This is a genomic window from Bradyrhizobium sp. ORS 285, from assembly GCF_900176205.1.
Classification (GTDB): Bacteria; Pseudomonadota; Alphaproteobacteria; order Rhizobiales; family Xanthobacteraceae; genus Bradyrhizobium.
In genome coordinates, this window is record NZ_LT859959.1 from 4752322 (window position 1) to 4774110 (window position 21789).

The 21789-nt window shown below is 65.3% G+C and carries 19 protein-coding genes; 11 read left to right on the forward strand and 8 right to left on the reverse strand.

Features of this window, described 5'->3' with window-relative positions:
- The first annotated feature begins 54 nt into the window (after positions 1-54).
- Both BRAD285_RS21420 and BRAD285_RS21425 read left to right on the forward strand, forming a co-directional pair.
- The gene (locus tag BRAD285_RS21420) at positions 55-990 is read left to right on the forward strand and encodes an ABC transporter permease (protein ID WP_035647808.1); all 936 of its coding nucleotides are present in this window, start codon (positions 55-57) and stop codon (positions 988-990) included.
- 1 nt (position 991) lies between these two features.
- Complete coding sequence (locus tag BRAD285_RS21425; protein ID WP_006613776.1) at positions 992-1894, forward strand: ABC transporter permease; 903 nt, start codon at positions 992-994, stop codon at positions 1892-1894.
- Positions 1895-2311: 417 nt separating this feature from the next.
- On the opposite strand, the gene BRAD285_RS21430 is transcribed toward BRAD285_RS21425, so the two are convergent.
- The 6 genes from BRAD285_RS21430 to BRAD285_RS21455 form a co-directional block, all read right to left on the reverse strand.
- Complete coding sequence (locus tag BRAD285_RS21430) at positions 2312-3016, reverse strand: ABC transporter ATP-binding protein (protein ID WP_006613775.1); 705 nt, start codon at positions 3014-3016, stop codon at positions 2312-2314.
- Positions 3000-3731 (reverse strand): ABC transporter ATP-binding protein, encoded by a 732-nt coding sequence (locus BRAD285_RS21435; protein ID WP_006613774.1) that lies wholly within the window; start codon positions 3729-3731, stop codon positions 3000-3002. The genes BRAD285_RS21430 and BRAD285_RS21435 overlap by 17 nt, the downstream gene beginning before the upstream one ends.
- Positions 3728-4735 (reverse strand): branched-chain amino acid ABC transporter permease, encoded by a 1008-nt coding sequence (locus BRAD285_RS21440; RefSeq protein ID WP_006613773.1) that lies wholly within the window; start codon positions 4733-4735, stop codon positions 3728-3730. The genes BRAD285_RS21435 and BRAD285_RS21440 overlap by 4 nt, the downstream gene beginning before the upstream one ends.
- Positions 4735-5568 carry a branched-chain amino acid ABC transporter permease gene (locus BRAD285_RS21445; protein WP_006613772.1) on the reverse strand — a complete coding sequence of 278 codons (834 nt, stop codon included), beginning with the start codon at positions 5566-5568 and terminating at the stop codon, positions 4735-4737. Before BRAD285_RS21445 ends, BRAD285_RS21440 begins: the two co-directional genes overlap by 1 nt.
- 238 nt (positions 5569-5806) lie before the next feature.
- A complete protein-coding gene (locus tag BRAD285_RS21450) occupies positions 5807-7051 on the reverse strand; it encodes an ABC transporter substrate-binding protein (protein WP_006613771.1) in 1245 nt (414 codons plus the stop codon).
- An 81-nt stretch (positions 7052-7132) separates the two neighbouring features.
- A complete protein-coding gene (locus BRAD285_RS21455; RefSeq protein ID WP_035647802.1) occupies positions 7133-7951 on the reverse strand; it encodes a putative hydro-lyase in 819 nt (272 codons plus the stop codon).
- A 113-nt stretch (positions 7952-8064) separates the two neighbouring features.
- Between BRAD285_RS21455 and BRAD285_RS21460 the strand changes: the two genes are divergently transcribed.
- From BRAD285_RS21460 to BRAD285_RS21470, 3 genes are all read left to right on the forward strand, one after another.
- A complete protein-coding gene (locus BRAD285_RS21460; RefSeq protein ID WP_006613769.1) occupies positions 8065-9027 on the forward strand; it encodes a LysR family transcriptional regulator in 963 nt (320 codons plus the stop codon).
- Positions 9024-10274, forward strand: a complete 1251-nt coding sequence (locus BRAD285_RS21465) for a Zn-dependent hydrolase (protein ID WP_006613768.1) — start codon at positions 9024-9026, stop codon at positions 10272-10274. Before BRAD285_RS21460 ends, BRAD285_RS21465 begins: the two co-directional genes overlap by 4 nt.
- Positions 10275-10496: 222 nt before the next feature.
- Complete coding sequence (locus BRAD285_RS21470; RefSeq protein WP_006613628.1) at positions 10497-11408, forward strand: NAD(P)-dependent oxidoreductase; 912 nt, start codon at positions 10497-10499, stop codon at positions 11406-11408.
- A 448-nt stretch (positions 11409-11856) separates the two neighbouring features.
- Here the strand turns inward: BRAD285_RS21470 and BRAD285_RS21475 are convergent, their stop codons facing one another.
- Entirely contained in the window at positions 11857-12930 is a 1074-nt protein-coding gene (locus BRAD285_RS21475) for a tartrate dehydrogenase (RefSeq protein ID WP_006613627.1), read from the reverse strand.
- 158 nt (positions 12931-13088) lie between these two features.
- Here BRAD285_RS21475 and BRAD285_RS21480 point away from each other — a divergent pair, with 158 nt between their 5' ends.
- From BRAD285_RS21480 to BRAD285_RS21510, 6 genes are all read left to right on the forward strand, one after another.
- Positions 13089-13865, forward strand: coding sequence for an SDR family oxidoreductase (locus BRAD285_RS21480; protein ID WP_006613626.1), 777 nt, complete (start codon positions 13089-13091; stop codon positions 13863-13865).
- A gap of 79 nt (positions 13866-13944) precedes the next feature.
- Complete coding sequence (locus tag BRAD285_RS21485) at positions 13945-15366, forward strand: amidase (protein WP_006613625.1); 1422 nt, start codon at positions 13945-13947, stop codon at positions 15364-15366.
- A gap of 384 nt (positions 15367-15750) precedes the next feature.
- Positions 15751-17076, forward strand: coding sequence for an MFS transporter (locus BRAD285_RS21490; protein WP_035647703.1), 1326 nt, complete (start codon positions 15751-15753; stop codon positions 17074-17076).
- A gap of 27 nt (positions 17077-17103) precedes the next feature.
- Complete coding sequence (locus BRAD285_RS21495; protein WP_006613623.1) at positions 17104-17766, forward strand: sulfite oxidase-like oxidoreductase; 663 nt, start codon at positions 17104-17106, stop codon at positions 17764-17766.
- A 172-nt stretch (positions 17767-17938) separates the two neighbouring features.
- Complete coding sequence (locus BRAD285_RS21500; RefSeq protein ID WP_006613622.1) at positions 17939-18304, forward strand: hypothetical protein; 366 nt, start codon at positions 17939-17941, stop codon at positions 18302-18304.
- Positions 18305-19377: 1073 nt separating this feature from the next.
- A complete protein-coding gene (locus BRAD285_RS21510; RefSeq protein WP_006613058.1) occupies positions 19378-20595 on the forward strand; it encodes a bifunctional alpha/beta hydrolase/OsmC family protein in 1218 nt (405 codons plus the stop codon).
- Here the strand turns inward: BRAD285_RS21510 and BRAD285_RS21515 are convergent, their stop codons facing one another.
- Entirely contained in the window at positions 20596-21642 is a 1047-nt protein-coding gene (locus BRAD285_RS21515; protein WP_006613059.1) for a YeeE/YedE family protein, read from the reverse strand.
- Between the last annotated feature and the right edge of the window lie 147 nt (positions 21643-21789).

The following is a 21789-nucleotide window of genomic DNA, read 5'->3' on the forward strand; positions in this document are numbered from 1 at the left end:
GGCGCGGCAGTTTTCTCAGCCGTATCCTCCGCGACCGGACGACAGGTATTTTCCGTGGCCGTGACGATCGACAATTCGCCCGACACCGTAGCGCCGGCGCAAGGCACTCTCCGCAAACTGACCACGCGCTCGATAGCCTGGCTGCAAGCGGGGCCGATGACGCTGGTGTTCGCGCTGTTCTTCCTGCTGCCGCTCGTGCTCGTCGTGATCGTCAGCGTCTGGGACTACAATGAATATGAGATGATCCCGGCGCTCAGCTTCCGCGGCTACACCGATACGTTCGAAGGCTGCCTAGCCAACCTGCCCGAGCTGTGCACCATCCTGAAGACCTATCTGAAGACACTGAAGCTGTGCCTGCTCACCTGGGCCCTGACCTTGATGATCGGCTTCTGGGTCGCCTACTTCCTCGCCTTCCACGTCCGCAGCAAGACCTGGCAGATCGTGCTGTCGCTGCTGTGCACGATCCCGTTCTGGACCTCCAACGTCATCCGTATGATCGCCTGGATCCCCCTGCTCGGCCGCAACGGCTTGGTCAACCAGGGGCTCGTCGGCGCAGGTGTCGTCAACAAGCCGATCGAATGGCTGCTGTTCTCGGAATTTTCCGTGGTACTGGCGCTGGTGCACCTGTTCACGTTCTTCATGGTGGTGCCGATCTTCAATTCGATGATCCGCATCGACAAGCGCCTGATCGAGGCCGCCTATGACGCCGGCGCGTCGGGCTGGCAGACGCTGGTCAACATCGTCATTCCCTTGTCGAAGCCCGGCATCGTGATCGGCTCGATCTTCGTCATCACCATTGTGATGGGCGACTTCGTCACCATCGGCGTGATGGGCGGCCAGCAGATCGCCTCCGCCGGCAAGATCATCGAGGCGCGCCTCTCGGCGCTGCAATTCCCGGCGGCCGCCGCGAATGCCGTGATCCTGCTCGGCATCACCATCATCATCATCTCCGCGCTGACGCGGATCGTCGACGTGCGCAAGGAGCTCTGAGATGGGAGACAAGCGCCCCCGCTCCTTTTACATCCTCGCGCTATTCTTCACGGCCTATGTGCTGTTCCTGTACGGCCCGATGATCGCGATCTACATCCTGTCGTTCCAGGGCCCGGACGGCGGTCTTACCTTCCCGATGAACGGCGTCTCGCTGACCTGGTTCGGAAAAGTGTTTTCCGGCGGCGGTATCGTCGACATCGGCGCCGCCTTCAAACGGTCGCTGGCGCTGGGCCTCGTGGTGATGGTGATCACGGTGGTGCTGTCGGTCGCCGCCGGCATGGCGTTCCGCAAGCCGTTCCGCGGCGCCTCGATCCTGTTCTACACCGCGATCGCGAGCCTGATCATGCCCTCGATCATCACTTCGCTCGGCATCGCCTTGGAGTTCCGCCTGATCGACGACTTCATCAACAAGCACGCGGCTGATTACGGCTTGGGCTGGCTGGCCGAGGGCCACACCACCGCGATGGGCCTGTTCACGTCGGGCTTGGGAGCGCACCTGACCTGGACGCTGCCGTTCGGCCTCCTGATCATGTTCGCGATCTTCAACCGCTTCGACGGCCGCCTCGAAGAAGCCGCCCGCGACCTCGGCGCCACCCCCTGGCAAACCTTCCGCCACGTCGTGCTGCCGATCATCCTGCCGTCGGTCGTCGGCATCGGCCTGTTCGGCTTCACGCTGTCCTGGGATGAACTGGCGCGCTCGAGCCAGGCGATCGGCTCGGTCAACACCCTCCCGCTGGAATTGCAGGGGCTGACGACGACAGTGACTAAGCCCGACATCTACGCGCTGGGCACGCTGACCTCGGCGGTGTCCTTCGTGGTGATCTTCGCCGCCCTGTCAGTCATCCTGGTGCTGCAGGCCCGCCAGCGCCGACAGGGCTCGGATGCCGGCAAGGGGATGGTGTAGTTGCTTAGCTGGGCAGCCGTCGTGGTACAGCTCGTCGGCGCAGCTGTTATGAATAAGCAGCAAGCGCGGTGCTCATGAATGCGCCCTCGCCCCTTGTGGGAGAGGGCATGTATGACAGCGCAGCAAACTCGGTTGGGTGAGGGGTCTGCCTCAACAAGTCGGGCTTGCCGAGAGAACCCCTCACCCAACCGCGTACGCGGTAAGGCCGTACATGCCCTCTCCCACAAGGGGCGAGGGCACTATTGGGCACCGCGTGGATGCGCTAATAGGTCCGTAGGGTGGGCAAAGGAGCGCCCTACTCTTCATCGTGGAAATGATTGCTTCGCGCGCCGTGCCCACCGGCCGCACTCACCGGCACCGGCGGTGGGCACGCGACGCCTGACGGCGCCGCTTTGCCCACCCTACGAGGCCATTGCCTCACAGCCCCAGATACGCCTTCCTTACATCCTTGTTGCCGCTGATCTCCGCGGCGGTGCCCTGCATCAGCACACGGCCGGTCTGCAGGATGTACGCCCGGTCCGCGATCTCCAGACACTCCGCCATGCGCTGTTCCACGATCAGCACAGTCATGCCGGCGTCGCGGATTTTCTTCACGGCCTGGAAGATCTCATCCACCAGCTTCGGCATGATGCCCTGTGATGGCTCATCGAGCATCAGCAGCCGCGGCCTCGTCATCAGCGCGCGGCCGATCGCCAGCATCTGCTGCTCGCCGCCGGACAAGGTCTCGGCGCGCTGCTCGAGCCGCTCCGACAATCGCGGGAACAGCTTGAACACGAACTCCAGCGGCTCCTCGCGATTGGCCTCGCTGCGATAGAGGTAGCTCCCGAGACGGAGATTGTCGCGCACCGAGAGCCGCGGGAACAACCGGCGGTTCTCCGGCACATAAGCGATGCCGCGTGCCGTGATCAGATGCTGCGCCATGCCGTCGATGCGGTTGCCGTCGAAGGTGACACTGCCCGCGCGGGGCCGCTCGGCACCGGCGATCGATTTCAACAAGGTCGACTTGCCCGCGCCATTGGCGCCGGCGACGCAGACGATCTCGCCCTTCTCGACGTCGATCGAGACGTTCGAGATCGCAACCAGGCCCTGATAGGCGGTGGTGACGTCACGCACCGACAGCATGGCGGTCTCCAAGATAGGCGGAAATGACTTTGGGATCGCGGACGACGTCCTTGGGGATGCCCTCGATCAGCACCTTGCCGAGATCGAGCACGATGGCGCGGTCAACCAGCGGCATCACGATCTCCATGACGTGCTCGACCATCAACACCGTGATGCCGGTGTCGCGCACACGGCGCACGAGCTCGACACCCTTCTGCGATTCGACCGGCGTGAGACCGGTCAGCACCTCGTCCAGCAGCAGCAGCTTCGGCTCGGTCGCAAGCGCACGCGCCACCTCTAAGCGTCGCTTCTCCGACGGCACGAGGTCGCTCGCCAGCACGTCGGCGCGTGCATCGAGGCCGCAGAACGCCAGGACCTCATGCGCCTTGCGGCGGGCGTCGCGCATATTGGTGGTGCGCACCAGCGAGCCGACGATGACGTTCTCGATCACCGTCATGCTCTCGAAACTCTTCACGACCTGGAAGGTGCGGCCGATGCCGCGCTGGCAGCGCTCAGCCGCCGGCAGCGCGGTGACGTCCTCGCCGTCGAACAGGATCGTGCCTTCGGTCGGCTTGAACGCGCCGGCGATCAGGTTGAACAAGGTCGACTTGCCGGCGCCGTTCGGCCCGATCAGGCCGACGATCTCGCCGCGCCCGACCGAGATCGAAACGTCGGAGTTCGCCGTCAGGCCCGAGAAGCGCTGGGTGATGTTGCGGGTTTCCAACAATGCGGTCATGACGCCACCGCCTCTCGCGCCGGCTGCGCGGCCGGCTTCGGCTTGCGGGAGAACAGGCTGACCAGGCCTTGCGGCCGTGCCAGCGAGATCGCGATGATCAGGCCGCCATAGACGATCAGGTCGACGCCGCGGCCGGAGCCGCCGATATAGGAGCGCGTCAGCTCGGTCAGCGGGATCAGGATGACCGCGCCGAGCATCGGGCCCCAGAGCGTGCCGATGCCGCCAAGCACCGCGGGCAGCGCCATCAGCAGCGAGAACTGGAAGCCCATCACGCTCTCGGGATCGATGTAGGTGACGTACATCGCATAGAAACCGCCGCCGACGGCGACGAGGAACGCCGACACGGCCGCCGCGCCCATCTTGGAATTGAACACGACAACGCCCAGGCTCTCGGCCGCAACCGGATTGTCCTTCACGGCCCGCCACCAATAGCCCCACTTCGAATCCTCCAGCCACCAGGTCACGAACCAGGCGACGCAGGCCAGAGCGAGCGCGAAGTAGAAGTAAGGCAGCTTGTTCTTGGCGAATTGAAGGGTAAGCCAGCTATCCTGCTTCGACAGCGGGATCGTGACTCCGAGCGCTGCTCCCGCCCATTCCCAATTCTGGAACAGCACGAGTGCAATCTCGGCGATCACGATGGTAGCAATGACGAAGTAGTGTCCGCCCAGTCGGAAACAGGGATAGCCGAGCGCCATCGCGATGACCGCCGACAGCAGCCCGCCGGCGAACATGCCGAACCAGGGCAGCATCCCGAACTTGGTGTACAGAAGCGCGGTGACGTAAGCGCCGAGCCCGAAATACAACGCGTGGCCAAGCGAGATCTGGCCGCAATAGCCTGACAGGATGTTCCAGCTCTGCGATAGCGCTGCATACATCAGGGTCATGATCATCATGTTCTGGATGTACACATCGGTGACGTAGCGCGGCACCTGGGTCGCGAGCAGTGCTAGGCAGGCCGCGACGATCAGGTCGCGCCGGCGACGGTGAGTGAATGCCTTGTCCATCAGATCGATCCGAACAGGCCGCGCGGGCGGATGAAGACGACGAGGAGATAGACGCCATAGATGCCGACCGTCTTCAGCGACGGCGGCAGGATCAGCGTGGTGATGGCCTCGACGAGGCCGACGACGATGCCGCCGGCGAAGGCGCCGAACACGCTGCCGAAGCCGCCGAGCGCAACCGTTACATAGGCGATGGTGGCGAACGACGCGCCGACATCCGGGAAGACGTAGAAGAAGATCGCCATGACCGCGCCGGCGAGGCCGACCAGCGCCGCGCCCAGGCCCCAGCCGAGCGCGAACACCTTGTTCTTGTCGATGCCGACCAGAGCCACCGCCCCGGCATCCTCACGGGTCGCCTCCAGCGCGCGGCCGAAATCGGTGCGGTGGATGAAGAAGTACAGGCCGGCGAAGGCCGCGATCGCAATGAGCGCGCCGACCAGCTGCGGCTGCGGCAGATAGATGCCGGCAATCGAGATCGTCTTGCCGCCCAGATAGGAGTGCGGAATGCTGCGATAATCGGGGGTGAAGAAATACTGCGCGACGCCACGCATCAGCACCGCGAGACCGAAGGTGGAGAAGATCTGCACCATGCCGGTGTTGGCCTTGGCGCGGACGGCAAATCTGACAATCAGCAAATAGACCACCGCGCCGAAGACGAACAATCCGGCCGCGACGATCGGGGCCGACAGCAACGGGTCGAGCGCGAAATAGGCGAACAGGAAGAAGGTCGCGTACATCGCGATCATCAGGAACTCGCCATGCGCGAAGTTCACGACGTCCATCAGGCCGAAGATGAGCGCCAGGCCTACGGCGATCAGGCCGTAGAGCAGGCCCATCAACAGGCCGCTGGCGAGACTTTGGATGATTGTTTCTGCTGTCACAGATCTTGCCCCACTCTCGATGTGACTCGGGGTGTCGTCCTGGCGAACGCCAGGACCCATAACCACGACTGTTTGTGTGGGGCACGACGACAGCCAGTCATCGTCCAACCACGGCCTCGGCGTATGGGTCCCGGGTCAGCGCCGCCACGCGCTGGTGCGCGTCGCGGCTTGCCCGGGACGACATCCGAGAAAGTTACTTCATCGGCCAGCTGGCTTCGGCGACCGCGGCCTGGGTCGGGAAGATCGTGACGAACTTGCCGCCGACATATTGCAGCAGCACCGGATCGGCGTCGTTGTTCTGGCCGTTCTCGTCGAACTTCACCCGCTTCCACGGCATGATGGTCGCCTCACCCGGCATGTCGGTCGCGGCGAGCGCGTCGCGGATCTTCTCGCCGTCGGTGGACTTGGCGCGGTTGATGGCGTCGGCCATCACGATCAGGCCCATGAACTGGCGCGACGAGTAGTCGTTGAAGTCCTTGCCGGACTTGGCCTTGAACATGTCGTTGATCTTGCCGACCATCGGCCGCTTGGCGGCGAGGTCGAGCGAGAACGAGCCGCGCGAGATCACGCCTTCGAGCTTGTCGCCGACCGCGTCGTACAGCGCCTTTTCCGAGAAGCCGGCGTCCTGGGCCACGATCGCATTCGGCTTGTAGCCGAGCTCGGCCATGGTCTTGACTAGCAGGATGCCGTCGGTGGTGTAGCTCGACGGCATCAGCACGTCGGCATTGGCCGCCTTGAGCTGCTGCACTTCCGCCGACAGCGACGGCGAGTTGGCGCGATACTTGATGTCGGCGACGATCTTGTAGCCGCGCTCCTGGGCGAGCTTGAGCTGGGCGTTGCTGGAATCCGTGCCGAAGATGGTGTCCTCGTGGAACAGCGCCAGCGTCTCGATCTTGGTGCCCTTCTTCTTCATCGCGTCGAAGAAGTCGAACATCGCCTGCGAGAACATCTCGTCATGCGGCGCGGCGCGGAAATAATACTTGAGGCCGCGGCGATGCAGGCTCGGCGAGGAATTGTCGGCCGAGAGATACGGGATCTGGTAGCGCTCGCAGATCTGGCTCGCGGTCACCGCGACGGCGCTCTGGTAGGAACCGATGACGGCGGCGACCTTCTCCTGGGTGATGAGGCGCTCGGCCTCGGCGCGTCCCTTCTGCGGGTCGGCCTGGTGGTCGGCGAACACCAGCTTGATCTTGGCGCCGCCGAGGCCCGGCAGGCCTTCGGTGCGGGCGAGCGGCAGGTCGAAATCATACTTGCCGTTGATGATCTCGGCCGCGGTCTCGAATGCGCGCTGCGCGTCGACGCCGATCTGTGCGCTGGCGCCGGAGAACGGATAGATGACGCCGATCTTCACCTCGGAGGTCTGCGCGCGGGCGGCAAGCGGCCCGAGTGCGGCGGCAGCGGTGGCTCCAAGCAGGACGTTACGGCGCGTGATGGTCATGAGAAGATCCTCTGATGAAAGCGCATCGATGAAGCGGTTGAGGTCGGCGGTAAAGGCTCAATAAGCAGCATTGCTGCCTGATTAGAGGACGGCGAGATCCTTGTTCCTGAGATCGGTGATCAGCATCAGGCCCGGCGCATGGGTGATGGCGAACGGCAGCTTCGCCGCTGCGATCACCGCCTGCGGCGTCACTCCGCAGGCCCAGAATACGGGAATTTCGTCCGCGCCCACCCGCACCGGGTCACCGTAGTCAGGCTTATTGATATCGGCGATGCCGATCTGCTCGGGCAGGCCGAGATGCACCGGCGCGCCGTGCACGGCGGGAAAGCGCGTCGTGATCTGCACCGCGCGAATCGCCTGCGCCGGCTTGAACGGGCGCATCGACACCACCATGGGACCCGCGAACGGCCCGGACGGCGTGCAGGCGATGTTGGTGCGATACATCGGCACGCGGCAGCCCTGCTCGATATGGCGGATCGGCAGGCCGTCGGCCATTAGCGCTTCTTCGAACGAGAACGAGCAGCCGAGCACGAAGGTGACGAGATCGTCGCGCCAATGCGCCATCAAATCGGTCGGCTCCTCGACCATCTCGCCGTCGCGCCACACCCGATAGCGCGGCACGTCCGTGCGAATGTCGAGGTCGGCACCGAGTGCCGGAATATGAGGATTGCCCGGATCGGACATGCCGATGATCGGGCACGGTTTCGGATTCAGCTGACAGAAGCGGTGGAAGGCGCCGGCGTACTGCTCGGGAATGATCGCGAGATTGCCCTGGACGAAGCCGTTGGCGATTCCGGCCGTGCTCCAGCCCCTGCCGGTGCGATAATCCAGGCGGGCCTGATGGCTGGGGAGAAGCCCCCCTTGGTCGGCCGATTGCTGCAATGCCGCAGAAACAGTCATTTGTGCCATTTGCCTAATATCTCGACAAACTCACTCAACATCAGCCATGCTATAAAGTCTAATCTTCGTTTTTAATCAGGATCGATAAAACAAATTGATCCGAGGCGGCCCTGATGTTGGATTTCCGTTCCATCGAGACCTTTCTCTGGGTGGTCAAGCTCGGCAGCTTCCGCGGCGCCGCGCAGCGCCTCAACACCACGCAGCCGGCGATCTCCCAGCGGATCGCCCAGCTCGAGCGCGAGCTCGGCGTAAAGCTGCTCAACCGCGACCACCGCGTGGCCTCGCCAACCGCCGTCGGACGGCAGATGCTGGTCTATGCCGAGAAGCTGATCGGCCTGCGCGCGGAGATGCTGGCCGAGGTCGGCGACCGCTCGGCGATGCGCGGCGTGCTCCGGCTCGGCGTCGCCGAGACCATCGTGCATGACTGGCTGCCGCGGCTGATCAAGAGCGTCAACGAGAGCTATCCGAACCTGTCGCTGGAGATCGAGGTCGACGTCACGCCCCACCTGCATGCGCGGCTGCTCGCGCAGGAGATCGAGCTCGCCTTCGCGCTCGGCGCGCCCTCGGAGTCGGGCATCCGCAGCCGCGTGCTGTGCGACTATCCGATCAGCTTTCTTGCCAGCCCTGCCCTCGGCTTCGGCACAGGCATCGTCACCGCCGAGCAGATGGCGCGCTTCCCGATCATCACCTTCCCGCGCAACACCCAGCCCTATGACAATGTCCGCTCGCTGTTCAACCGCCCGCATCTGCCGCCGATGCGGCTGCACGCCAGCGCCTCGCTGGCGACGGTGATCCACATGGCAGTCGAGGGCCTCGGCGTCGCCGTGATTCCCGCCGCGATCGTGGCGCATGAGATCGAGCGCGGCCGCCTGCAGGAGCTGAAGACGGATTTGCGGATTCCGCCGCTGACGTTCACCGCGAGCTGGCTGTCGTCGCCCGAGATGGTCGCGATCGAGCGCGTTGCCGAGCTCGCAGCCCGGACGGCGCAGACGGCCAGCCATCCCACCGCATCAGTTGACGCGCTCGTCGCGGCGCGCGATGGACAGGATGCCGGAGTACAGGGATTTCAAGCATGAGCCGCGCCGTCACCAATCTGCAGATCGATTCCGCCCGCCTCTGGGACAGCATCCACGAGACCGCCAAGTTCGGCGGCACCCCGAAGGGCGGCGTGCGCCGGCTGACCCTGAGCCAGGAGGACAAGCAGGTCCGCGACTGGTTCCGGAAGGCGTGCGAGGACGCCGGCCTCGAGGTGCATGTCGATGCGCTCGGCTCGATGTTCGCACTGCGCAAGGGCCGCGACATGTCGAAGGCCCCGGTCGGGCTCGGCTCGCATCTCGACACCCAGCCCACGGGGGGCAAGTTCGACGGCATTCTGGGCACGCTCGGCGCGCTCGAAGTGATCCGCACGCTCAACGACGCCGGCATCGAGACCGACGCGCCGCTGTGCATCGTCAACTGGACCAATGAGGAAGGCTCGCGCTTCGCGCCGGCGATGATGGCCTCGGCGGCTTACGTCGGCGACTTCACCGTCGAGGACATTCTGTCGCGCAAGGACGCCGAGGGTGTCGCGGTCGGCGAGGCGCTGGATAGCATCGGCTACCGCGGCGAGACCAAGGTCGGCACGCAGAAATTCTCCGGCTTCGTCGAGCTGCATATCGAGCAGGGCCCGATCCTGGAGGCCGAGAACAAGACCATCGGCGTGGTCGATCACGGCCAGGGCGTGTTCTGGTACGACGGCAAGATCACGGGATTCGAGAGCCACGCCGGCTCGACGCCGATGCCGCTGCGCCGCGACGCGCTGCTGACGCTGTCGGAGTTCGCGCTGACCCTGGAGCAGATCGCGATCAAGCTCGGGCCGAACGCGGTCGCCACCATCGGCGAGGCCGTCATCGCCAATCCCTCGCGCAACGTCATCCCCGGCGAGATCGCCTTCACCATCGACTGCCGCAGCGCCAATGCCGACACGCTTGAGGCGCTCGACGCCAGCCTGCGCGCGGCGGCCGGCGAGATTTCCAAGAAGCGCAAGGTCGAGATCGCGATCGACCAGGTCTGGCGCAAGCCGCCGACGCATTTCGATCCCAAGCTGGTCGACGCCGTCGAGCGCGCCGCGGGCTCCCTCGGCTACTCCCACCGCCGCATCACCTCCGGCGCCGGCCACGACGCCTGCAACCTCAACACCATCATGCCGGCCGCGATGGTGTTCGTCCCCTGCAAGGACGGCATCAGCCACAACGAGCTGGAGGATGCCACCCAGTCCGACTGCGCCGCCGGTGCCAACGTGCTGCTGCACACAGTGCTGTCGCTGGCCGGCGTGGCGTCGTGAAGGGCTGTTAGTTACGGCTTCTTCCAACTATCATTGATGGAACACAGCTCTCGATCGCGCGGGCACACTGAGCTCCCCTCCCCCTTGCGGGGAGGGGTCGGGGGTGGGGGTCCCCACGGGCAGTCTCGCCTGGGCACCCCCACCCCGACCCTCCCCCGCAAGGGGGGAGGGAGCGCACCGCCGTCGCGGTTACAGCTCGGCTCAAACTGAGGAGACCACCCCGTGCGCGGAGTTTTCATCGACGCCAACGACTCACTGGCCGAGATCTTCGAGCGCCAGCGCCAATCCGGCGATCCCGAGATGCGCGTGCATCTCGATCCCGACATCAAGCCCGAGGATTGGCCGGCCATCCTCGACGGCGCCGAGATCGGCGTCGTCGACCACACCGCGCTGCCGACCGACGTCGCCAAGCAGTGCAAGAACCTCGAGCACGTGGTCTTCCTCGGCACCGGCGCGCGCAGCTACATGAACCCCGACGAGCTGGCCGAGCTCGGCATCACCGTCCACCTCATCAAGGGCTATGGCGACACGGCCGTGGCCGAAGCCGCGATCGCGCTGATGTGGGCCGCGGCCCGCGGCATCGCGCAGATGGACCGCGAGATGCGTGCCGGCAACTGGCTGCGCGACGACGGCATGCAGCTGACCGGCAAGACGCTCGGCCTGATCGGCTTCGGCGGCATCGCCGCCGAGGTCGCGCGCATCGCGGGCGGCAGCGGCATGAAGGTGATCGCCTGGAATCGCTCGCCGAAGAGCCATCCGGGCGTGGAGTTCGTGTCGCTCGATCAGTTGCTGACAACCAGCCACGTCGTGTCGCTGCATCTGCTGCTCAACGACGAGACCCGCGGCCTCTTGTCACGCGAGCGCATCGCGCAGATGCGCAAGGGCGTGATCTTCGTCAACACCGCCCGCGCCGCCATCGTCGACGAAACAGCGATGATCGACGCGCTCCGCTCCGGCCATATCCGCCACGCCGGCTTGGACGTCTTCACCACCGAGCCGCTGCCTGCGGATCACGTGCTGACGACCATCCCCAACGTGACGCTGTCGGCGCATTCCGCCTTCCGCACGCCCGAGGCCAGCGAGAACCTGATCCACGCGGCGTGGGAGCATTGCCGGCGCGTGGCGAAGGGTTAGTTGTCGTCGCGTAGGGTGGGCAAAGCAGCCGCCGCCAGGCGGCAGCGTGCCCACCATCGATCAGCGCACTCGCGGCAAGACGGTGGGCACGGCGCCACAACGATCTTATGTGCGGATACAGCGAGGCCCCGCCTTTGCCCACCCTACGGCTCCGCTCTCTTCTCCGTCATTGCGAGCGAAGCGACGTGTCCGCCACAGCCCGAAGGGCGACGGCGGAAGCAATCCAGGGCTGAATGCGCGACCCTGGATTGCTTCGTCGCTACGCTCCTCGCAATGACGGTGTTGGACGAGCGGCGACCCAAACCACCATCGTCGTCCCGGCGAACGCCGGGACCCATACCGCGTGATTTATCAGGAGCGAACGGTGGCAGACGCCCTGCCCGATAACAACGGTCGGTGGTTCCGGGCCCCGGCGTTCGCCGGGGCGACAACAATCAGCGTCGACTAACTAATCCACCATCTCCGCCACGGCCTTGCCGCACGCGACCGTATCCGCATTGCCACCCAGATCCCGCGTGCGCAACGTTCGCTCCGCCAGCGTCCGCTCGATGGCGCCGACGATCGACTGCGCCGCGGTTGTCTCGCCGAGATGCTCCAGCATCATCGCGCCCGACCAGATCATGCCGATCGGATTGGCGATCCCCTGCCCTGCAATGTCGGGCGCCGAGCCGTGCACCGGCTCGAACACCGACGGGAAATTGCGCTCCGGATTGATGTTGCCCGACGGTGCGATGCCGATGGTGCCGGTGCAGGCGGGGCCGAGATCCGACAGGATGTCACCGAACAGGTTGGAGCCGACGACGACGTCGAACCAATCAGGGTGCAGCACGAAGTTCGCGGTGAGGATGTCGATGTGGTACTTGTCCCACTTCACGCCCGGATAGTTCTTGGCCATCGCCTCGACCCGCTCGTCCCAATAGGGCATCGTGATCGAGATGCCGTTGGACTTGGTCGCCGACGTCAGATGCTTCTTCGGACGGGACTGCGCGAGCTCGAAGGCGAACTTCAGGATGCGGTCGACGCCGGTGCGGGTCATCACCGTCTGCTGGGTGACGAACTCGCGGTCGGTATCCGGGAACATGCGGCCGCCGACGGACGAGTACTCGCCCTCGGTGTTCTCGCGCACCACCCAGAAATCGATGTCGCCGGGCTTGCGGCCCGCCAGTGGCGACGGCACGCCGGGCATCAGACGCACCGGACGAAGATTGACATACTGATCGAATTCGCGGCGGAACTTGATCAGCGAGCCCCACAGCGAGACGTGGTCGGCGATCTTGGCCGGCCAGCCGACGGCGCCGAAATAGATCGCGTCATGGCTGCCGATCTGCGTCTTCCAATCGTCCGGCATCATCTGGCCGTGCTTCTCGTAATAGTCGTAGCTCGAGAAGTCGAAATGATCGAACTGCACCGCGACGCCGTGCTTCTTGGCGGCCGCTTCGATCACACGCAGCCCCTCGGGCATGACCTCCTTGCCGATGCCGTCGCCGGGAATGACTGCGATGCGATAGGGCTTCTTGCTCATCGAGCGGGTCCTTGCGTTGTCGCCGGTTGTCCCGGCCGAAATCGTCGATCGCCTGAATGGACCAAACGGCTGATAAGCGCAACGCTGCGGTGCAAGATTGACCGCATGGCTGACGCGCAAGACAATCCGCGCGTCTCCCCACCTCAGCGAGTATTGCCATGGACCTTCATCTGCGCGGCAAGCGCGTTCTCATCACCGGCGCCTCCAAGGGCATCGGCGCCGCGGCGGCCGAGGCGTTTGCCGAGGAAGGCTGTCACGTCCGCCTCGCGGCGCGCAGCGTCGACCGGCTGTCGGCGCTGGTCGAGCAGTTCCGCTCCAAACACCAGATCGATGCGGCGGCGCATGTGGTCGACCTGCGCAAATCCGAGGATGTCACGCGGCTGGCACAGGAGGCCGCCGACATCGACATCCTCGTCAACAATGCCGGCGACATTCCGGGCGGGCCGATCGACAAGATCGACGAGGCGGCCTGGCGGCATGCCTGGGACCTGAAGGTGTTCGGCTTCATCAATCTCGCGCGGCTGGTCTACGCGCAGATGAAGGCGCGCGGGTCGGGCGTGATCATCAACGACATCGGCGCAGCCGGCGAGAAGTTCGATTTCAACTACATCTGCGGCAGCGCCGGCAATGCCGCGCTGATGGCCTTCACCCGCGCGCTCGGCTCCAAGAGCCTCGCCGACAACATCCGCGTCGTCGGCATCAATCCCGGACCGGTCGGCACCGACCGTCATGTCACCCTGCTGAAGACTCGCGCCAAGCAGCAGTTCGGCGACGAGAGCCGCTACACGGAATTCCAGAAAGGCCTGCCGCTCGGCCGCCCCGCGCGTCCACGGGAGATCGCCGACCTGATGGCCTTCCTCGCCTCCGACCGCGCCGGCTATACGTCGGGCGTGATCTATACCGTCGATGGCGGCATCAGCGCAGGGTGGGGTTGAGCGCAGCGATCTTTCCACATTTAACGAAACGTGGTCTACGAAACGGCGCCGGGATGCTTCCAATCAGGAGAACCAAGCTTTGGCCGACCAGGGATTGATCCGCGAGACCGCCTGCGCCGTCGTCGACAAGTTGAAGGCCGGCGAGGTCACCCCGCTCGATTGCTTGGACGCGCTCGAGGCGCGCATCAAGGCCGTCGACGACAAGGTCAATGCGCTGCCGACGCTGTGCTTCGACCGCGCCCGCGATCATGCCAAGGCGCTCATGAAGAAGCCGGCCGGTGAACGCGGCCTGCTCGCCGGACTTCCTGTCCCGATCAAGGATCTCACCGACGTCGCGGGCGTGCTGACCACGCAGGGCTCGCCGATCTTCAAGGACCGGATTCCGGAACGCTCCGATCTCATGGTCGAGCATCTCGAGGCCAATGGCGGCGTGATCTACGCCAAGTCGAACACGCCGGAGTTCGGCGCCGGCGCCAACACCTTCAACGAAGTGTTCGGCGCGACGCGCAATCCCTGGGACACGTCCCGCTCGGCCGCCGGCTCCTCCGGCGGCGCCGCCGTGGCGCTCGCGACCGGCATGGCCTGGCTGGCGCATGGCTCGGACATGGGCGGCTCGCTGCGCAATCCTGCGAGCTTCTGCGGCATCGTCGGCCTGCGCCCGAGCTTTGGCCGCGTCGCGCATACACCGGCGGTCGCCGTCGACCGCAACCTCGGCGTCCAGGGCCCGATGGCGCGGACCGTGGACGATCTCGCGCTGCTGCTCGATGCGATGAGCGGCGAGTATGCCGCCGATCCGATCTCGCTGCCGTCGCCCGCGACCTCGTTCCTGGCCGCCGCGCGCTCCGGCAAGAAGCCGGTGCGCATCGCCTACTCGCCCGATCTCGGCATCACGCCCGTCGACCCGGAAGTCATCGCCGTCACCCGCAAGGCGGCGCAGCGCTTCGCTGAGTTGGGCGTGATCGTCGAGGAGGCGCATCCGGATTTCAGCGAGGCGCATGAATGCTTCCACGTGCTGCGCGCGCTCGACTTCGCGATGAGCAAGCAGGAGCTGCTGCGCACCAAGCGCGACCTGCTGAAGCCGGAGGTGATCTGGAACATCGAGGAAGGCCTGAAGCTGACGGTCGCGCAGATCGCGCGCGCCGAGGCGCAGCGCGTCGCGATCACGGGGCGCGCCGTGAAGTTTTTCGAGACCTATGATCTGCTGCTGGCGCCGGCGACGATCGTGCCGCCCTTCCCGGTCGAGAACCGCTACGTCGCCGAATGCGCCGGCCACAAGTTCGACAACTACGTGCAATGGCTGGGCATCGTCTACGCCATCACGCTCGCCTGCTGCCCGGCTCTGTCCCTGCCCTGCGGCTTCACCGCCTCCGGCCTGCCGGTCGGCCTGCAGGTGATCGCCCGCCCGCGCAACGACGCCGGCCTGCTGGCGGGCGCCAAGGTGCTGGAAGACATCCTCGGCGTCGCAAGCTCCACCCCGATCGATCCGCGCGCGCCGAAGTGAGACGGTCCTCCTCACTCTGAGGAGCCGCGCAGCGGCGTTTCGAAGGGCGAGACCGAGGCGCTGGCCTCATGGTTCGAGACGCCCGCCCTCAAGGGCGGGCTCCTCACCATGAGGGTCAAGCGTATCGCCAACCGACGTATTTCGTCCCTCTTGGACTCATCTTCCCCCTCACCCTGAGGAGCTCGCCGAAGGCGAGCGTCTCGAAGGGCGAGGCCCCGACTGGCGGCCTCATGGTTCGAGACGTGGGCGCTCCTCACCACCGTTGCAGCAGCCGCCCCAGAGTTCCGCCACCAGGAACATGGGACCCCTGCCATTATTCTATATTGGCAATCTCATCGGCTCCCGTAGAAGGGCCGAAAATCCTGCTTGCCCGGAGACCGGAAAATGACAGACCAGGCGATCGAGCCTGCCGTAGAGCCCGCCACGTCGATCGCGGACGTCGAGCGCCGCATCAAGGCGATCCTGATCGGCTCCGCCGGCAACCTCGTCGAATGGTACGACTTCTACGCCTACACCGCGTTCGCGCTGTATTTCGCCCCGGCGTTCTTCCCGTCGAAGGACCCCGTCGTCGAGCAGCTCAACGCCGCCGTGGTGTTCGCCGCGACCTTCCTGATGCGTCCGCTCGGCGGCTGGTTGTTCGGCTATCTCGCCGACCAGTATGGCCGCAGGCTGTCGCTGACCGTCTCCGTGCTCTGCATGTGCTTCGGCTCGCTGATCATCGCGGTGACGCCGACCTATGCCACGATCGGCATCGCCGCGCCGATCATCCTGGCACTCGCCCGCGTCATCGAGGGGCTGAGCCTCGGCGGCGAATACGGCGCCAGCGCGACCTATCTGTCGGAAGTCGCCGACGCCAAACATCGCGGCTTCTATTCGAGCTTCCAATACGTCACCCTGATCGGCGGCCAGCTCACCGCGATCATCGTGCTCCTGCTGTTGCAGAAGGTGTTCTTGACGACGGAGGAACTGAAGGCTTGGGGCTGGCGCATTCCCTTCTTCATCGGCGCCTGCCTTGCGATCTTCGTCGCGGTGATGCGGCGGAATCTGCACGAGACCGAAGCGTTCGTGGAGGCCAAGAAGAAGTCGGGCTCATCCAGCTCGATGGCCGCGTTGTTCAGATATCCGCGCGAGCTGCTGCTCGTCGTCGGCCTCACCGCCGGCGGCACCGCGGCGTTCTACACCTTCACCACCTACATGCAGACCTTCGTGAAGCTCTCGGTCGGCCTGACCGAGGACCAGACCACGATGGTGATCTTCGGCTCGCTGCTGTTCGCCTGCGTGCTGCAGCCGCTGTACGGCGCGATCTCCGACCGCATCGGCCGCAAGCCGCTCTTGATCTTCTTCGGCATCGCCGGCACCCTGTCGACCATCCCGATCCTGACTGCGCTGAAGGGCACCAAGGAGCCGTTCACCGCCTTCCTCCTGATCTGCGGCGCCTGGATCTTCACGGCAGGCTACACCTCGATCAACGCCGTGGTGAAGGCCGAGCTGTTCCCGACCAACATCCGCGCGCTCGGCGTCGGCCTGCCCTACGCGATCACCGTGTCGCTGTTCGGCGGCACCGCGCCTGCGATCGCGCTGTACTTCAAGAGCATCGGGCACGAGACCTGGTTCTATTATTACCTGTCGGGCGTCATCTTCCTCTCGCTGCTGATCTATGCGACCATGCGCGACACCAAGCATGCCTCCGCCATGCATAGACACGAATGAGCCCGCACAAATTGACGAGGTGCTGAGATGGCAGACGAGTCCGGGCTGCCGCCCGAGAGCAAGCTGACCCGCAGCAAGGAGTGCTGGGCGCGCGAGGGCAAATTCCTCACCGGCCGCATCGTCAGGCCGGAGGACGAGCGCCTGCCGCCCGGCCAACATCTGACCCGCGACTGGCCGGTGCTCGACCTCGGCCTGACGCCGAGCATCACCCGCGAGCGCTGGCGGCTCGACGTCTACGGCGCGGTCGAAAATCCGCTGTTCTGGGACTTCACCGCCTTCCTCGCCCAGGAGCAGCGGCAGTTCGTCTCCGACATCCATTGCGTCACGACCTGGTCGCGCTACGACAATCAATGGGAAGGTCTCGCCACGCGCGACCTGCTCGCCGCCTGCCGCCCGCGCGAGTCAGCCAATTTCGTCGTGCTGCATTCCTATGACGGCTACACCACCAACCTGACCCTGGAGGATTTCGCCGCCGAGGATGCCCTGCTCGCGCACAGCTGGTCCGGCGCGCCGATCACCGGTGAGCATGGCGGCCCGGTGCGCGTCGTCGTGCCGCATCTGTATTTCTGGAAGAGCGCGAAATGGCTCAAGGCGATCGAGTTTCTCGAGGCCGACAAGCCCGGCTATTGGGAAGTCCGCGGCTATCACAACCGCGGCGATCCCTGGGCCGAGCAGCGCTATTCGGATTGATAGACCAACAGAACGTAGGGTGGGCAAAGACGCGCAGCGTCGTGCCCACCGTCGTTCCCCGAAAAGACAGGAATGGTGGGCACGCTTCGCTTTGCCCACCCTACGGACTGCATGCTATCGCTTCCGCATCAAACGCGGACGCCGCAATATCCGAACGTGCCAGAGATCCAGCATGGAGTTCACCTCAGAAACCGGCAAGATCCCCAAGGGCTATGGGTATCTTCTCAAGCCGAGCGTCATCCTCGCCGCGTTGACCGCAAAGGAGCTCGGCGGCATCCGCATCCATCTCGTGCGCAGCCACGGCCGCCGTCTGTTCGACGCGCGCTACCGGCCGCCGGACGGCGACATTCCGTATGAGCGTCTCAACATCAAGGTCGGCACCGCGCACGAGCGCGACCTGCCCCCGCTTCGCCGTCAGGCGAAGGACGAAGCACTGCCGGCGCTGATTCGATGGATTACCGATCTTGTCGCGCAGGACCTGCCGACGGCGATCCGGAACGGTGAACAGGTGATTGAGCTCATACCTCCGCGCGAGTGACGCTTCGCGTGCGCGATTGCCGGTCAGGCTGGACCCCACTCGCATACAGAGATACGGATCCGTCCTCACGAACGCCCCCGTCAATGAGTTGCTCCGTCATGCCCGGGCTCGTCCCGCCTGCGCGGCCGAAGCCGCTTCGGCGCGGCGAAGGCCCGGGCATCCACGTCGTTCCCAGCATGCCGAACCACGTGGATGGCCGGGACAAGCCCGGCCATGACGATGCGGAGACAGTTGAGCGCCAAACTTCGCTCTCCGATAACGCTGAGCCCCAGGCGGTGTTGCCACCAATCATGCCGGCCCTCGACGAACTTTGCGTCCCCCAAACTTCCCTCTTGCCAATTTCTGAAAATCGTGATTTACTCCCCGCCATCCCGCCTCGTTGCAGAGGGACGGATCGCGATCGTCACGGACGTGGAGCGCGGGATGCGGTGGGCGCAACGGGTCGCAGTGTGGGTCTCCATGCGGACGAACGATCCGGTGCGCACGGCGAAATCGTGTGGTCTTGACGCCGCGGCGCTGGCGTCAAATCGCGGTGCAATGACGTGCATCGTGGTGACGGGGGCAAGACAGCCGTTCCCCGGAGAGAGCACGTATAAGCCGTTCCAACCATTGCGCAGGGAAGGCCGGGATGTCCTTTGGCCGAACCTGTGGTACCTGCCGCCTGCATTTTCTTCCGCAGGCGGGCCATGGGGGCGGCAGGCTCCCGACCTTCCCTGCGCCCTCTCGCTCGTGAGAGGCGCGACGATCCGCACAACTCGGGCCGAGCAGGCCGCGAGATGGCGTCATCATATCTGCACTTGATGCAGATGCAGCACGGGGTGTCGTTGCTGACGTCATCGCGTTCTTACTGAGCCCCTGGATTGCTTCGCTTGCGCTCGCAATGACGGCCGTGGCGGGCAGCGGACGCTCCATAAACTCCGTCATCGCGAGCGCAAGCGAAGCGATCCAGGAGCCGCACGAAAGGTGCCGATCGTTTCCACGCACCGACACATGCAGGCCCGATCTGTTATATGACAAAGTGAGATCATGCGGCGTCATCGCCGCGAGCGGACGCAACGACGGGGGACCACATCATGCCGACCGAACGCTTCCAGTTTGACGGCGCAAGCGGCGACAAACTGTCCGCGGCGCTCGACATGCCCGACGGCACGCCGCGCGCTTACGCGCTGTTCGCGCATTGCTTCTCCTGCGGCAAGGATACGCATGCGGCGCGGCGCATCGCGATGGCGCTGACGGCGCATGGCATCGCGGTGCTGCGGTTTGACTTCACCGGCCTCGGCTCCAGCGAAGGCGACTTCGCCAACGCGACGTTCTCCTCCAACGTCGCCGACCTCGTCCGCGCCGCCGATCATCTGCGCGAGACGCGACAGGCGCCCGCGATCCTGATCGGCCACAGCCTCGGCGGCGCCGCCGTGCTGGCCGCGGCCGGCGACATCCCGGATGCAAAGGCCGTGGTGACGATCGCTGCTCCGTCCGATCCGGCGCATGTCACCGACATGTTCAAGGACAGTCTCGAGGCGATCCGCCGCGACGGCTCGGCCGAGGTCTCGCTGGCAGGCCGTCCGTTCCGTATCAGCAGCTCCTTCCTCGACGACGTCGCCGAGCAGCGCCTGCTCGACAAGGTCAAGCATCTGCACAAGGCGCTCTTGGTGATGCATTCGCCCGTCGACGACACCGTCGGCATCGACAACGCGACCCACATCTTCGTCGCCGCCAAGCATCCGAAGAGCTTCATTTCGCTCGATCATGCCGATCATCTGATCAGCAGCAAGCAGGACGCCACCTACATCGCCGAGGTGATCGCGAGCTGGGCCACCCGCTATGTCGCGCCGGCGACGCCTGAGCCCGCCGCCACGGATGGTCCGCGCGACGTGATCGTGCGCGAGACCCGCTCCAGCAAGCTGCAGCAGAGCATCGCGCTCGGCCCGCATCATCTCACAGCTGACGAACCGCTTTCGGTCGGCGGCCAGGATACCGGCCCAGGCCCCTACGACCTGCTGCTCGCCGCGCTCGGCGCCTGCACCTCGATGACGATGCGGCTCTATGCCGACCGAAAATTCCTGCCGCTCGACCGCATCACCGTCACGCTCCGCCACAGCAAGATCCATGCGGAGGATTGCGCGGAATGCGAGACCAAGGTCGGGCTGATCGATCAGCTCGAACGCGATATCCACATGGACGGCGCGCTCGATCAGGAGCAGCGCAAGAAGCTGATGGAGATCGCCGACAAATGCCCGGTACACCGGACACTGACCTCGGAGATCCGCATCGTCACGCGCGCGGCGGAGTGATCAATGCGCGGTCTGCGGCTCGATCTTCAGCGGCCGCACCCGCAACGCCCCACGCAGGCCGATCGCTGTGCCGATAAAGATGCCGCCGATCGCCACGAAGGACGGCAGCGCCAGGGTCGACAGTCCCGTGAGCCCCTGCCCGACCGAGCAGCCCAGCGCCATGACGCCGCCGATGCCCATCAGCGCGGCGCCGCCGGCCGAGCGCAGCATATGCTGCGGCGAATGAAAGCCTTCGAGCTTGAAGCGGCGTGTGACGAGCGCGGTGACGAGACTGCCGGCGAGCACGCCAGCCACGGTGGCGATGCCAAAATTCACCGTCGAGCCGGTCGACAGCATGACATATTGCAGGCCGTCGGCAATCGGCGCAACAAAGGTCAACGAGGCCACCGGCACGGGGTTGAAATCGTCAGCGCCGAGATACCCGGTCGCAAACCAGCCGGCGGCGATCAGCAGGCCGACAACGAGGCCCGCCAGCATCTGGCCTGGCGCGCGCCGGAACGGCGCATGCGCGAAAGCGAAGACGAGCAGCGCGCCACCGAGCGCGAGCGCCGGCAGCAATCGCGCCGGTGCGCCGTGCAAGCCACCGATCGAGAGCAGCGCGGGAAGCGACGTCGCCGTTGCCGTGGTCTGCGAGCCCTGCATCAGCGCGATCCGCAGCGGCGCGACCAGGCCCTTCAACGTCATCTCCGCCGCGATCGCCAACACGATCACCACGACAAAGGAGCGGAGATTGCCGCGGCCGAGCAGCACCAGCGCGCGCGAGCCGCAGCCATTGGCCAGCACCATGCCGTAGCCGAACAGCGCGCCTCCGGCGAACATCAGCGGCACCGAGAAGGTCGGCTGCAGATAGATCGACTTGCCGAGATCGACAAAGCCATTGGCCGCGAGCAGCTGCGTAGCGATGACGGCGATGCCCATCGCCAGCGCGTAAGTCCGCACCTTCAGGCCGTCGCCGTCCGCCCACCAGCCGCGCAGACTGCTCATCATGCAGAAGCCGCTGAGCAGGCCGACGACGCCATAGACGAGGCCAATCCCGAGACCGGCCATGATGGCCACATCAGCAGCTTCCGGCACGCGGGGCAGTCCTTCTGGTTGCGGAAAAGAGGCGGCGGCACGCGGGCTCCGCAAGCATCGCTTTCGCTTGACGCGCGCAGAATATTCGCCACGATATCGCGCTTAACTAGTTCAGAATGC

Coding starts and splice junctions, on each gene's coding strand:
- BRAD285_RS21455 (WP_035647802.1), bottom strand. CDS start 7,951: ATGACTGTTTCTGCGGCATTGCAGCAATCGGCCGACCAAGGGGGGCTT.
- BRAD285_RS21510 (WP_006613058.1), top strand. CDS start 19,378: ATGCCGACCGAACGCTTCCAGTTTGACGGCGCAAGCGGCGACAAACTG.
- BRAD285_RS21495 (WP_006613623.1), top strand. CDS start 17,104: ATGGCAGACGAGTCCGGGCTGCCGCCCGAGAGCAAGCTGACCCGCAGC.
- BRAD285_RS21445 (WP_006613772.1), bottom strand. CDS start 5,568: ATGGGCCTGCTCTACGGCCTGATCGCCGTAGGCCTGGCGCTCATCTTC.
- BRAD285_RS21480 (WP_006613626.1), top strand. CDS start 13,089: ATGGACCTTCATCTGCGCGGCAAGCGCGTTCTCATCACCGGCGCCTCC.
- BRAD285_RS21475 (WP_006613627.1), bottom strand. CDS start 12,930: ATGAGCAAGAAGCCCTATCGCATCGCAGTCATTCCCGGCGACGGCATC.
- BRAD285_RS21515 (WP_006613059.1), bottom strand. CDS start 21,642: ATGGCCGGTCTCGGGATTGGCCTCGTCTATGGCGTCGTCGGCCTGCTC.
- BRAD285_RS21500 (WP_006613622.1), top strand. CDS start 17,939: ATGGAGTTCACCTCAGAAACCGGCAAGATCCCCAAGGGCTATGGGTAT.
- BRAD285_RS21440 (WP_006613773.1), bottom strand. CDS start 4,735: ATGGACAAGGCATTCACTCACCGTCGCCGGCGCGACCTGATCGTCGCG.
- BRAD285_RS21450 (WP_006613771.1), bottom strand. CDS start 7,051: ATGACCATCACGCGCCGTAACGTCCTGCTTGGAGCCACCGCTGCCGCC.
- BRAD285_RS21465 (WP_006613768.1), top strand. CDS start 9,024: ATGAGCCGCGCCGTCACCAATCTGCAGATCGATTCCGCCCGCCTCTGG.
- BRAD285_RS21425 (WP_006613776.1), top strand. CDS start 992: ATGGGAGACAAGCGCCCCCGCTCCTTTTACATCCTCGCGCTATTCTTC.
- BRAD285_RS21490 (WP_035647703.1), top strand. CDS start 15,751: ATGACAGACCAGGCGATCGAGCCTGCCGTAGAGCCCGCCACGTCGATC.
- BRAD285_RS21460 (WP_006613769.1), top strand. CDS start 8,065: ATGTTGGATTTCCGTTCCATCGAGACCTTTCTCTGGGTGGTCAAGCTC.
- BRAD285_RS21435 (WP_006613774.1), bottom strand. CDS start 3,731: ATGACCGCATTGTTGGAAACCCGCAACATCACCCAGCGCTTCTCGGGC.
- BRAD285_RS21430 (WP_006613775.1), bottom strand. CDS start 3,016: ATGCTGTCGGTGCGTGACGTCACCACCGCCTATCAGGGCCTGGTTGCG.